The sequence below is a fragment of the Burkholderia sp. AU44665 genome (assembly GCF_030504405.1).
Lineage (GTDB): Bacteria > Pseudomonadota > Gammaproteobacteria > Burkholderiales > Burkholderiaceae > Burkholderia > Burkholderia semiarida.
In genome coordinates, this window is the sequence record NZ_JAUJRI010000005.1 from 208,819 (window position 1) to 221,150 (window position 12,332).

A 12,332-nucleotide genomic window follows, 5' to 3' on the forward strand; every position below is an offset into this window, starting at 1 on the left:
CGTGATCGGTGGCGGGTTGGTTGAAGGGCCGGCGCGGGTCAGTGATCGGGCTTCGCCCACCAGGTCGACACGACCCAGCCCTCGGCCGAATAGTACAGCGGCAGCGTCCGCGGATAGGCGAGCGTGCGCTTGTACGCGATGCGGTGCGTCGTGCTGTACCACTGCGGGACCGCGTAGTAGCCGTGCATCAGCACGCGGTCGAGCGCGTGCGTCGCGTCGAGCAGCTCCTCGCGCGTCTGCGCGGCGCCGAGCGCGTGCAGCAACGCGTCGACGGCCGGCGATTTCAGCCCGATGAAGTTGTCGGAACCCGGCTCGTCGGCGAACTTGCTCGCGTAACGCGAGTACTGCTCGGCGCCCGGCACCTGCACGCCCGGCAGGCGGATCGTCGTCATGTCGTAGTCGAACGCATCGAGGCGCTTTTGCAGCAGCGCGTAATCGGCCGTGCGAAACCGCACGTCGATGCCGAGCTTCGCCAGGTTGCGCTGGTAGGCCGTCACGATGCCCTCCATCGCGCCGCCCGCGTCGTCGAGGATCTCGAACGCGAACGGCTCGCCCTTCGCATTGCGCAGCGCACCGTCGCGATAGGTCCAGCCGGCCTGCGCGAGCAGCGCACGCGCCTTCAGCAGGTTCGCGCGCAGCGAGCCCGGCGGGTTCGTGTCCGGCTGCGTGACCATCGGGCCGAACACGGCCGGATCGAGCTGCGCGCGCAGCGGCTCCAGCAGCTTCAGCTCGCCTTCGCCAGGCGTACCGGTCGCCTGCAGGTCGGTATCGGCGAAATAACTGTTGAGGCGCGTGTACGCGCTGTAGAACAGCTGGCGGTTCAGCCATTCGAAGTCGAACGCGAGGTCGAGCGCCTGGCGCACGCGCACGTCGCGGAACAGCGGCCGGCGCAGGTTCATGAAGAAGCCCTGCATGCCGGCGCCGTTATGCTGGCGGAATTCGCGCTTGATCAGTTCGCCGCTGTCGAAGCGCTTGCCGACGTCGCGCCGCGCCCAGTTGCGCGCGATGTACTCGACGAGCACGTCGTATTCGCCGGCCTTGAACGCCTCCAGCCGCGCGACGCCGTCGCCGTACAGCTTGTAGACGATCCGCTCGAAGTTGTGGGTGCCGACCCGCACCGGCAGGTCGGCGCCCCAGTACGCGGGGTTGCGCCGGTAGGTGATCGTGCGGCCGTTGTCGTAGCGCTCGATCACGTAAGGGCCGCTGCCGATCGGCTGCTCGAACGCGAGCTGGTCGAACGGGATGCGCGAGCCGTCCGCCCGCAGGCCCCATTTGCGCGAGAACACGGGCACGCCGCCGGCGATCAGCGGCAGCTCGCGATTCGCGCTGCGGAACTCGAAACGCACGGTCGCCGGATCGACGACCACGGCCTTCGCGATCTCCGCGAAATACGCGCCGAACTGCGGCGCGGCCTGCTTGCTCTTCAGCGTATCGAACGAAAACTTGACGTCGTCGGCGCTCACGCGATCGCCGTTCGAGAAGCGTGCGCGCGGATTCAGGTGGAACGTGACCGAACGGCGGTCCGGCGCGACGTCGATGTCGTCGGCCAACAGCCCGTATGCGGACGCCGGTTCGTCGGAGCTGCCCGTCGTGAGGCTCTCGAACAGCATGTCGATGCCGGGCGCGGCGTTGCCGCGCATCGTGAACGGATTGAACTTGTCGAACGACGTCAGCCGGTTCGGGTTCGCCAGCACCAGCGTGCCGCCCTTCGGCGCGTCGGGATTCACGTAGTCGAAATGCTTGAAGCCCGGCGGATACTTCGGCTCGCCGTACTGCGCAATCGCATAGGCCGCGTGCGCGGCCGGCGCGGCGAGCGCCGCGTGCAGCGCCAGCACCGCGGCCACGCGGCCGGCAGCCCGCAGCACGCCGAAGCGGGCGCGCGTGGCGGCGGCCCGGGGCGAACCCTTCGTCATAGAGGCCCTGTCGTCGAATGAGGGTAGTAACGTGGAGCGATTCTACCCATTCATCCGTCGAGCCAAAAGAAAACCGCCGACGCGAGCGGTCTTCTTCGCGAGCAGTTGTCGCGCACGCGGCACGCATGCACGAGCCGCCCGTCAGCGCCAGCCGTTGTGGCGGCCGTGATCCCAGTGACCGCGATCGCCCCAGCCGCGACCATGGTGGCGATACCATTCGTCGCGGCCCCAGTAGCGGCGGCCGTCCCAGTAGCGGTCGCCGTGCCAGCCGATCACGATCGCCGGCGCCGGCCCGTACACGGGCGCCGGCGCATAGACCGGCGCCGGCTGGTAGACGACCGGCGGCGGAGGCGGCGGCGCATACACGGGCGCGGGCGCGACGTAGACCGGTGCCGGCACGCCGACGTTGATCCCGACATTGACTCCCGCCATTGCTGCGCCCGACACGAGCAAGGCCGTCATACCGGTCAGGAGCGAGGCAACACGCAAAGTCTTCATGGATTCCTCTTCTGGTTGTGTCATGTGTGATTCGACTATAGCGGCAAGCGCCGCGCCCGCATATTTCAAGTTTGTAAGAACTGATGCGCGGCATCGCAACGGGAAGCCCGCGCTAACGTCTTGTAACAATCGGCCCCCGCCCCCGTCCCCCGCTCTTTCCTCCCTTGAACATCCTTCATCCCGCGTCGCGCCCGGCGTCAAGCGGCCCCACGCCCTCCGGGCGGGCCGGACCGGGCCCGTCTAACCCCTTCTTGCCGAGCGCCGATATCCGTCACCCGCCCGTATCGAACCGGAAACCGAATCTCGCGACCGTTTCGATCCGGGCGGAGAACGCGTGTGCAACCAGCTTGCGCCGCAACCGCACGACCAGCGCATTGACCGTCTCGGGTTCGATGTCGGCATCGTCCCACGCATAACGCAGCACGGCGTCGCGGCCGACCGGCCGCCCCGCTTCACGCAGCAGGCATTCGACCACGCGAAATTCCCGCGCGGTGAGCGCGAGCCGCCGGCCATGCTCCTCGAGCGCGCGCGTGGCCGTATCGAGTCGAACCGATTCACGCGTGGCGACGACGCCCGCGCGGCGCCACAGCGCGCGCAACCGCTCGTGCAGTTCGACGAACGAACACGGATGGGCAAGACATACGTCGCAGCCGGCCTTCAGCAGTTGCGCGCGCCGGGCGGGCGTGGCGCCGGCGACGATCGCGGCAATCGTCGTGCCGCCGGCCGACGCGGCGAGCCGCGGTAATCCTTCGAGAATCGCCGGGCGCGCGGCGGCATCGGTCGCGACGATCACGATCGCGTCGAACCGGCCCTGCGTCGCCGCAAAACAGCCATCGCGCCATTCGTCGACGCGCTCGACGCCGTGCATGCTTTCCCGAAACGCCTTGTCGAGCCGCGACGCGCCCGGGCTCGGCGGCGCAATCAGCAGGATGCGCATCGATCGGGTTCCTGCGCCGTCACGCGAGCGAGCGCGGCCAGCATTCGACCGTGATCGCCGCACCGGCCGGCCGCGCATCGCCGATTCGCAGCGCGAAATCGTGCACGCGCATCACCGCCGATACGACGCTCAACCCGAGCCCGGAGCCGTTCACATGACGCGTGCGTTCGCCGCGATAGAAGCGTTCGAGCACTGCATTGCGCTCGGCGGGCGGGATACCGGGCCCGGTGTCCTCGAACCGGACGAGCGGACCGTGCGGCGTCGCCTGGAGCATGACGCGCACACGGCCGCCCGGCGGCGTGAACTTGATCGCGTTGTCCGCGAGATTGCTGAACGCCTCGAACAACAACGCGCGGTCGCCATGGATGCCGTCGACCGCGGCCGCCTCGAGCGCGAACGACACGTCGACGGCCTCGGCCAGCGGTTCGTAAAGCTCGCACACATCGCGCAGCAAGGCCGCGACGTCGACCGCGGCAAAACCGCCGCGCCGGCTCAGCGTGCCGATCTCGGAGATGCGCAGCATCGCGCGAAAACGTTCGAGCAGCCGGTCGGTCTCGTCGCGCGCCGACGCCAGCAGCGCCGCCGACGCGGGATCGTGTGCGCAGAACGGCTGGCCCGAGAGCCGCGCCAGCATCGTATGCACGCGTGCGAGCGGCGTGCGCAGGTCGTGCGCGATCCCGTCGCAGGTATGCCGCACCTCGCCCATCAACCGCTCGACTTCGTCGAGCATGTGGTTCACCAGATGCGCGAGCAGATCGAGTTCGTCGTAGCCGCCCACCGGCAGCCGCTTGCCGAGATCGCCTTCGGCGATCTGCCGCGTGACGCGCCGGATCGCGGCGACGCGGCGCATCTGCCGCATGCCGAGCATGCTGCCGCCCGCGACGCCCGCGATCAGGATCATCACGCCGCCGATCACGAGCCCGCGAATCGCGACGTCGCGGATCTGGATGAAATGCGACAGGTCGCGCGCGACCACCAGCGTCATCCCGTTGTCGCGGCGCACGGCCATCGCGCGCGCGATCGGCGACGATTGGCCGTCGAGCAGCACCAGCGTGCGGTTCAGCGTGCGGCCGTGGCGATCGGTGCGCAGCGCGGGCGGTGTCGTGATGTCGCCCGCCACGCGGCGCCCGCTCGCATCGAACAGCCCGTAGAAATTCGTGTGCATGTGCTCGTGCTCGAGCCGCCGATGGATCGCGAGCGGCAGCTCGGCATCGGGAATCGAATCGAAATAGATCAGTTGCCACGCGAGCACCTCGTCGGTGTCGCGCGTCATCGTGTGGGTCGCGGCCACGCTGATCACGCCCGCGAGCAGCAGTAGCGACACCGAGAAGATCGCCGCGTACGCGCACAGCCAGCGAAACGTCGTCGTATGCCAGCGGCGCGTGAAGTTCGCCGCGCGGGCTGCGTCCATCCGTGCCTCCGTCAAGCGAGCATGTAGCCCGATCCGCGTACCGTCTGGATCATCGGGTTCGCGCCGGGCGGATCGATCTTCTTGCGCAGCCGGCCCATGTGGACGTCGATCAGGTTGGTGCCGGGATCGAAGTGATAGCCCCACACGGCCTCGAACAGCATCGTGCGCGTGATCGTCTGGCCTGCGTTGCGCATCATGAATTCGAGTACGCGGAACTCGGTCGGCAGCAGCGCGATCTCGTCGGCGCCGCGGCGCGCGCGGCGCGAAATGAGGTCGAGCTCGAGCGCGCCGACCTTCAGCAGCGTCTGCTGCGGCACGCCCGATGCCTGCCGGCGGCGCAGCAGCACTTCGATGCGCGCGCTCAGTTCGCCGGAATCGAACGGCTTCGTCAGGTAATCGTCGCCGCCCGCGCGCAGCCCGCGAATGCGCTCGTCGACGTCGCCGAGCGCGCTCAGCATCAGCACCGGCGTGTCGATGCCGACCGTGCGCATCGCGGTCACGATCGCGAGACCGTCCGCGCCCGGCAGCATCCTGTCGAGCGTGATCGCGTCGTACGACGCGCTCATCGCGCGCATCATCCCCTCGCGACCGTTGTCGATCCAGTCGACCGCGAAGCCGCGTGCGGTCAGTTCGCCGACGATTTCGTTCGCGGTCACCGCATCGTCCTCGACCGTCAGTACTCGCATGGTTGCCCTCGCAATGAACTTCGAGACGGGCGCATACGACGCGCCCGCCACTATCGTAAGCGCCGCGATCGCCGTGCGGCGCAAGATGAAAATAGCTTCATCCGGCATCGCGGCAAGCGCGCGTGAAAAATGTTTCATCCGTCCGTCGCCTGCCCCGCGACCGCGGCCGTCTACGCTGACATCGTGCGGCAACGGGCCGCGAAACCAGGAGCTACCGGATGAAACTGTCGACCACCCTCGCCTGCATGCTGCTCGCATGCGCCAGCACCGCCGCGTTCGCGGGGCCCCACCTCACCCCGCAGGAATGCACCGCGTACCCGTTCGTGCACACGGGCAGCGGTGTCACGCGCGCGGACCTCGTGCGCGAGCTGACCGAACTCGAACAGGTCGGCTACGAGCCGGCCCACGCCAGCCCGTATTACCCCGACGATCTCGCCGATGCGAAGCATCGGCTCGCCGCCGAATACCGCGCCGACTGCACGCACGCGCTGACGGCCGACGCGGGCGCGCACCACTGACCGCACGGCCGGCGCAACGCAGCCGGAAAGCAAAAAGGCGGCACGCGCGTGCCGCCTTTCTTCATGAACGCGCATCGACGTGGACGCGACGCGCCACGCCGGCGCTCAACGCGACATCATGTTCATGCTGACGTTGTGCATCACCCACAGCGTGCCGACGATCAGGATCGCCGCGGTCAGCACCGTATAGCTGAACGCCATCACGTTCCAGCGCTGGCCCGACGAGCCGTTCATGTGCAGGAAGTACACGAGGTGCACGACGATCTGCACGAACGCGAGCACGGCGAGCCCGATCAGCGACGCATGCGGCGACAGCACGCCGCCCATCACGAGGCCGAACGACGCGGCCGTGAGCAGCACCGACAGGATGAAACCGGCGACGTAGCCGCCGACGCTGCCGTGCCCTTCTTCGAGTTGAGACGAATGCGAATGGGCCATTTAGATCACGCTCGCGAGATAGACAAAGGAAAACACGCAGATCCACACGATGTCGAGGAAGTGCCAGAACAGGCTCAGGCACGTCAGGCGCCGCAGGTCGCGATCGGTCAGGTCGCCGCCGCGCGACATGATCTGCGCGGCGAGCACGATCATCCACAACAGGCCCGCCGTCACGTGCAGCCCGTGCGTGCCGACCAGCGTGAAGAACGCCGACAGGAACGCGCTGCGCTGTGGGCCGGCGCCTTCCGCGATCAGGTGCGAGAACTCGCGCAGCTCCATCGCGAGAAACGCCGCGCCGAGCACGAACGTCACCGCGAGCCAGGCGAGCAGCGCGCCGCGCCGCTGCTTGTACGCCGCGAGCATCGCGAAACCGTACGTGATGCTCGACAGCAGCAGCGCGGCGGTTTCCACCGCGACGCCCGGAATGTCGAACAGGTCCTTCGCGGTCGGACCGCCCGCGTACTGATTGCCCAGCACCGCGAACGTCGCGAACAGCGCCGCGAAGATCACGCAGTCGGTCATCAGGTACAGCCAGAACCCGAACACCGAATGCGACGGCGGATGGTCGTCGTGCTCGAGCAGGGTCGCGCTCAAGGTTTTCTGCAACATCAGTTGGCCTCCAGTTCCACGTCGTCGACGCGCGCGACCGTGCGCCGCGTCGGCTGCTTGTCTTCGGTCTTGCGTACCGTCGACGCAGGGATGTAATAGCCGTCGTTATCGCGCGAGCTGTAGATCACGAGCGTCGCGATGATGCCCACGAGCCCGCCGATCGCCATCCACCAGATGTGCCACACCAGCGCGAAGCCGAGCACCAGGCTGAAGATCGCGATCACGAGGCCCGCACACGTATTCGACGGCATGTGGATGTCGCGAATCGCCGCCGGGTTCGGCCGGCCTTCGCCGCGCGCCTTCATGTCCGCGTACGCGTCGAGCGTGCGCACCTGCGGGATCACCGCGAAGTTGTAGTCGGCCGGCGGCGACGACGTCGCCCACTCCAGCGTGCGGCCGCCCCACGGGTCGCCCGTCGTGTCGCGGTACGCGGGCAGGTTGCGATTGCGGATGCTGACCACCAGTTGCAGCAGCTGGCACGCGATGCCGATCGCGATCAGCACGGCGCCGAACGCGGCGACCAGCAGCCACGGATGCCATGCCGGGTTGTCGTAGTGGTTCAGGCGGCGCGTCATGCCCATGAAACCGAGCACGTAGAGCGGCACGAACGCGACGTAGAAGCCGACCTGCCAGAACCAGAACGCGGCCTTGCCGAGCTTCTCGTTCAGCTTGAAGCCGAACGCCTTCGGGAACCAGTAGTTGAAGCCCGCGAGATAGCCGAACAGCACGCCGCCGATGATCACGTTGTGGAAGTGCGCGATCAGGAACAGGCTGTTGTGCAGCACGAAGTCCGCGCCCGGAATCGCCATCATCACGCCGGTCATGCCGCCGAGCGTGAACGTGACCATGAAGCCGATCGTCCACAGCACGGGCGTCGTGAACTCGATCCGGCCGCGATACATCGTGAACAGCCAGTTGAATACCTTCACGCCGGTCGGGATCGCGATGATCATCGTCATGATCCCGAAGAACGCGTTCACGTTCGCGCCCGAGCCCATCGTGAAGAAGTGATGCAGCCATACGAGGAACGACAGCACCATGATCGCGCAGGTCGCGTACACCATCGTCTTGTAGCCGAACAGCGGCTTCTTCGCGAACGTCGCGATGACTTCCGAGAAGATCCCGAACGCCGGCAGGATCAGGATGTACACCTCCGGATGGCCCCACGCCCAGATCAGGTTCAGGTACAGCATCGCGTTGCCGCCGGCTTCGTTCGTGAAGAAGTGCATGCCGAGGTAACGGTCGAGGCCGAGCAGCGCGAGCGTCGCGGTCAGGATCGGGAACGACGCCATGATCAGCACGTTCGTGCAGAGGGCCGTCCACGTGAACACCGGCATCTTCATCAGCGTCATGCCCGGCGCGCGCATCTTGATGATCGTCACGAAGAAGTTCACGCCGGTCAGCAGCGTGCCGACGCCGGAGATCTGCAGCGCCCACAGGTAGTAGTCGACCCCTACCCCCGGGCTGAACTGCAGCTCCGACAGCGGCGGGTACGCGAGCCAGCCCGTCTGCGCGAATTCGCCGATCACGAGCGACACGTTGATCAGGATCGCGCTGACCGCCGTCATCCAGAACGACAGCGAGTTGATGAACGGGAACGCGACGTCGCGCGCACCGATCTGCAGCGGCACGACCAGGTTCATCAGGCCGACCATGAACACCATCGCCATGAAGAAGATCATGATCACGCCGTGTGCCGTGAAGATCTGGTCATAGTGGTGCGGCGGCAGGTAGCCGGGCGCGTTGTACGCGAGCGCGAGCTGCATGCGCATCATGATCGCGTCGGCGAAGCCGCGCAGCAGCATGATCAGCGCGACGATGATGTACATCACGCCGAGTCTCTTGTGGTCGACCGTGGTCAGCCATTCCGTCCACAGCCATTTCCAGCGGCCGGTGATCGTCAGCGCGGCGAGAATGCCCAGCACGACCAGCCCCATGAAGGCGCCGGCCCCCATGATGATGGGCTGATCGAACGGGATCGCCGAAAGTGTGAGTTTGCCGAACATGCGTTACCCCTTCGTGCCGCAGGCGGCGTCCTTCAGGTCGAGGACGTGGCCATCGTTGTATTTCGCGATGATGTTGTGGAAGAGCCGCGGATCGACCGACGAGAAATAGCGCACCGGCGCCTTCTCGCTCGGCTGCGCGACGGTGCCGTACACCGTCGCGTCGAGCCGTTCCGGCGACGCCTTCACCTTCTGCACCCACGCATCGAACTGCTCGCGCGGCTCGGCGAGCGTGCGGAACTTCATGTCGGAGAAACCGCGGCCGCTGAAGTTGGCGGACGTGCCCGCGTAGTTGCCCGGCTCGTCGGCGATCAGGTGCAGGCGCGTCTGCATGCCGGCCATCGCGTAGACCTGGCCGCCGAGCTGCGGGATGAAGAACGAATTCATCACCGAATCCGACGTGATGCGGAAGTTCACCGGCGTGCCGACCGGAATCGCGAGCTGGTTCACCGACGCGATGCCGAGTTCCGGATAGATGAACAGCCACTTCCAGTCGAGCGCGACCACCTCGACGTCGATCGGCTTCACGGCCGATTCGAGCGGCTTGTACGGATCGAGCTCGTGCGTGGTCTTCCACGTGAGCACGCCCAGGAACAGGATGATCAGCGTCGGCACCGTCCAGATCACGACCTCGATCGCGGTCGAGTGCGACCAGTTCGGCGCGTACGCGGCGTTGCGGTTCGACGCGCGGTAACGCCACGCGAACCACAACGTGAGCAGAATCACCGGCACGACGACGATGAGCATCGCCCAGGTGGACGTCGCGATCAGCGCCTTTTCGGCCGCGCCCACGCTTCCTTTCGGATTTAGTACATCTAAATTACAACCTGACAAGCTCAGCGTCGCGCCGATTGACATCAGCGCCGCCCAGCCTCTTGAAGCTCTTCTTCTCATCACACAGCCCCGCGGGTCATTGAATCCGTTTGCGTATGCCCGATGCGCATTCGATTCACGAAATTGGCCGAATCATACGTCGCGCGAGTGCGATGAAAAACCGGTGCATGCGGCAAATCATCATTGCAAAATCTGCCGTGAGTCACATTGTCGCGGGGCAATTTCACGCAGCCGGAAGCGGGCCCGGCACCTTGCCGTGCCGGGCTGCGGATCGATGCGCGCGCAACCATGCGCGCCGCGCGATGCGGCGGGCTGGCGCGGCGTGGCGCGGCTCGACGTGCCGCGATCAGTCGTGCGTCGACGCCATGTACGACGGCAGCGCCGGCGCGGGGGCGTCCCCTGCCGGCACTTTCGAATGGCTCGCTTCCTGGATCAGCTTGCCGACGGTCGGATCGATCGCATCGGTGAACGGCTTCGGATCGATGCCGACCGCCAGCACGATCAGCGCGAGCGACGCGAACATCACGATCTCGCGACGGTTCAGGTCGGCGAGCTTCGCGATCTGCTGGCTCGCGACCTTGCCGAACACGACGCGCTTGAGCATCCACAGCGTGTACGACGCGCTGAGGATCAGCGTGAGCGCCGCGATCGCGCCGATCCAGAAGTTGAAGCGGATCGCGCCCATGATCACCATGAACTCGCCGACGAACCCCGACGTGCCCGGCAGGCCGACGTTGGCCATCGCGAACAGCAGCGTGAAGGTCGCGAAACGCGGCATCACGCCCGCCACGCCGCCGTACGCGGCGATCTCGCGCTGGCGGGTGCGGTCCACGAGCACGTTCACGCACAACAGCATCGCGCCCGCGACGAAGCCGTACGACACGAGCTGCACGATCGCGCCTTCGACGCCGATCCGGTTGAACAGGAACAGCCCGAGCGTGACGATCCCCATGTGCGCGACCGTCGAATACGCGAGCAGCTTGCCGAGATCGGTCTGCGCGAGCGCGATCAGGCTCGCGTAGACGATCGCGAACAGGGACAGCGCGATCACGGCCGGCGCGAAGAAATGACTCGCGTCGGGCGTGATCGGCAGCGCGAAGCGCAGGAACCCGTACCCGCCGAGCTTGAGCATCGCGAGCATCAGCGCGGCGCCCGTCGGGCCGTCGGTGTACACGTCGCTCAGCCACGTGTGGACCGGCCACATCGGCACCTTGACCGCAAACGCGGCGAAAAAGCCGACGAACACCAGCAACTGCGGCGCGAAGCCGAGCTGCAGCGTGCGCCACACGGCCATGTCGAACGTATGCGACTGCGCGTACAGGTACAGCATCGCCATCAGCAACAACAGTGAGCCGGCGAACGAGATGAAGAAGAACTTCACGGCCGCATACACGCGGCGCTCGCGCCCCCACGTGCCGATCAGCAGGTACAGCGGGATCAGCGTCGCCTCGAAGAAGATGAAGAACAGCAGCCCGTCCTGCGCGACGAACACGCCGACCATCAGCCCCGACAGGATCAGGAACGACGCGTAGTACTGCGCGACGCGCACCGTGACCGATTCCCACGACGCGACCACCACCACGAGCGTCGTGAACGCGGTCAGCACGACGAGCCACAGCGACGCGCCATCGATGCCGACCCGCCATCCGGCATTGAATGCCGCGAGCCAGTCGCGTCTTTCGACGAACTGCATCGCAGCCGAATGCGCGTCGAAGCCGGCAACCAGCGGCACGACGGGCGCCAGTCCGGCGATCGCGCCGACCAGCGCGATCAGCCGTATTCGCCGTGAATGCTGGTCGGAACCGGCGCGCAGCAGGCCCGCGCCGAACAGTATCGGAACCCAGATGGCCAGGCTCAGGAAGGGAAAATCATGCATGTCAACAACGCCTTGAGGAAGTCGCACCCTGCATCGGGGACAGGCGCGACGAAAGGAACGAAATCAAATCGACAGGTAGATTTCGTGAATCGCCAATGTTGGCTAAATGTAAAGCGACATCAGCGGAAAACTTGATGCCGCTCAAACGCGATCGGGTTAACCAGCATAAGGCGATTGATTATTTTCTGCAGCGCAGCAGAACGTTGTTTTTTGGCGTCGGCGTAGTTCGCTGATTTTTATGAGTAATTTTTTGTATTGCTTGAGATTGGGCGCGACGGAAATAGACGCAGCGCCGCATTTTTGAGGTTGACCGGTCATTTTGAAGGGTCGGAACGGCATGGTCGGCATTCCGCGATCTCACGATCGCACGGCACACCATTCCTTACGGGCGTGCTTTCATTTCCACTTCATTCGATTCGTGTAGCGCATATCGGGAGAAGAGTCGCCTTCGCCCGCCGCTTCTCGCCCGGCCCCTCCTAACGCGGATAAGTCGAGCGGTCCCATACACGCATCGTCACCGCGCGAGAGTGATCGACGGTCTGGAGTGACGGTGTCTTAATCGATTCGATCGCCGGGGCGCGGCCGCTCATGGCGCGCCAGGCGCCCGGA

General features: G+C 66.1%; 11 protein-coding genes. 1 reads left to right on the forward strand and 10 read right to left on the reverse strand.

Annotation, left to right across the window (positions count from 1 at the left end):
- Window positions 1-38 precede the first annotated feature (38 nt).
- The 5 genes from QZM15_RS13820 to QZM15_RS13840 form a co-directional block, all read right to left on the reverse strand.
- Entirely contained in the window at window positions 39-1,913 is a 1,875-nt protein-coding gene (locus QZM15_RS13820) for an extracellular solute-binding protein (RefSeq protein WP_302106574.1), read from the reverse strand.
- 141 nt (window positions 1,914-2,054) lie between these two features.
- Window positions 2,055-2,411 (reverse strand): hypothetical protein, encoded by a 357-nt coding sequence (locus QZM15_RS13825; RefSeq protein ID WP_060310064.1) that lies wholly within the window; start codon window positions 2,409-2,411, stop codon window positions 2,055-2,057.
- Between the two features lie 271 nt (window positions 2,412-2,682).
- Window positions 2,683-3,348, reverse strand: a complete 666-nt coding sequence (locus QZM15_RS13830) for a winged helix-turn-helix domain-containing protein (protein WP_124658730.1) — start codon at window positions 3,346-3,348, stop codon at window positions 2,683-2,685.
- 19 nt (window positions 3,349-3,367) lie between these two features.
- Window positions 3,368-4,759 (reverse strand): HAMP domain-containing sensor histidine kinase, encoded by a 1,392-nt coding sequence (locus tag QZM15_RS13835; RefSeq protein ID WP_302106575.1) that lies wholly within the window; start codon window positions 4,757-4,759, stop codon window positions 3,368-3,370.
- 11 nt (window positions 4,760-4,770) lie between these two features.
- Window positions 4,771-5,445: a response regulator transcription factor gene (locus QZM15_RS13840; protein ID WP_059573726.1), complete on the reverse strand. Its 675-nt coding sequence runs from the start codon at window positions 5,443-5,445 to the stop codon at window positions 4,771-4,773.
- Window positions 5,446-5,663: 218 nt separating this feature from the next.
- On the opposite strand from QZM15_RS13840, the gene QZM15_RS13845 reads away from it, so the two are divergent.
- Window positions 5,664-5,963, forward strand: coding sequence for a DUF4148 domain-containing protein (locus QZM15_RS13845; RefSeq protein WP_059643974.1), 300 nt, complete (start codon window positions 5,664-5,666; stop codon window positions 5,961-5,963).
- A 105-nt stretch (window positions 5,964-6,068) separates the two neighbouring features.
- Here QZM15_RS13845 and cyoD read toward each other — a convergent pair whose 3' ends face one another.
- From cyoD to QZM15_RS13870, 5 genes are all read right to left on the reverse strand, one after another.
- Window positions 6,069-6,401: a cytochrome o ubiquinol oxidase subunit IV gene (cyoD, locus tag QZM15_RS13850; protein WP_059573658.1), complete on the reverse strand. Its 333-nt coding sequence runs from the start codon at window positions 6,399-6,401 to the stop codon at window positions 6,069-6,071.
- Window positions 6,402-7,010 (reverse strand): cytochrome o ubiquinol oxidase subunit III, encoded by a 609-nt coding sequence (gene cyoC / locus QZM15_RS13855; protein WP_059573657.1) that lies wholly within the window; start codon window positions 7,008-7,010, stop codon window positions 6,402-6,404.
- Window positions 7,010-9,016, reverse strand: a complete 2,007-nt coding sequence (cyoB, locus tag QZM15_RS13860; protein ID WP_099316544.1) for a cytochrome o ubiquinol oxidase subunit I — start codon at window positions 9,014-9,016, stop codon at window positions 7,010-7,012. Before cyoB ends, cyoC begins: the two co-directional genes overlap by 1 nt.
- A 3-nt stretch (window positions 9,017-9,019) precedes the next feature.
- Window positions 9,020-9,907 (reverse strand): ubiquinol oxidase subunit II, encoded by an 888-nt coding sequence (gene cyoA, locus QZM15_RS13865; protein ID WP_302106576.1) that lies wholly within the window; start codon window positions 9,905-9,907, stop codon window positions 9,020-9,022.
- A gap of 286 nt (window positions 9,908-10,193) precedes the next feature.
- The gene (locus tag QZM15_RS13870) at window positions 10,194-11,723 is read right to left on the reverse strand and encodes a NuoM family protein (protein WP_059573654.1); all 1,530 of its coding nucleotides are present in this window, start codon (window positions 11,721-11,723) and stop codon (window positions 10,194-10,196) included.
- Between the last annotated feature and the right edge of the window lie 609 nt (window positions 11,724-12,332).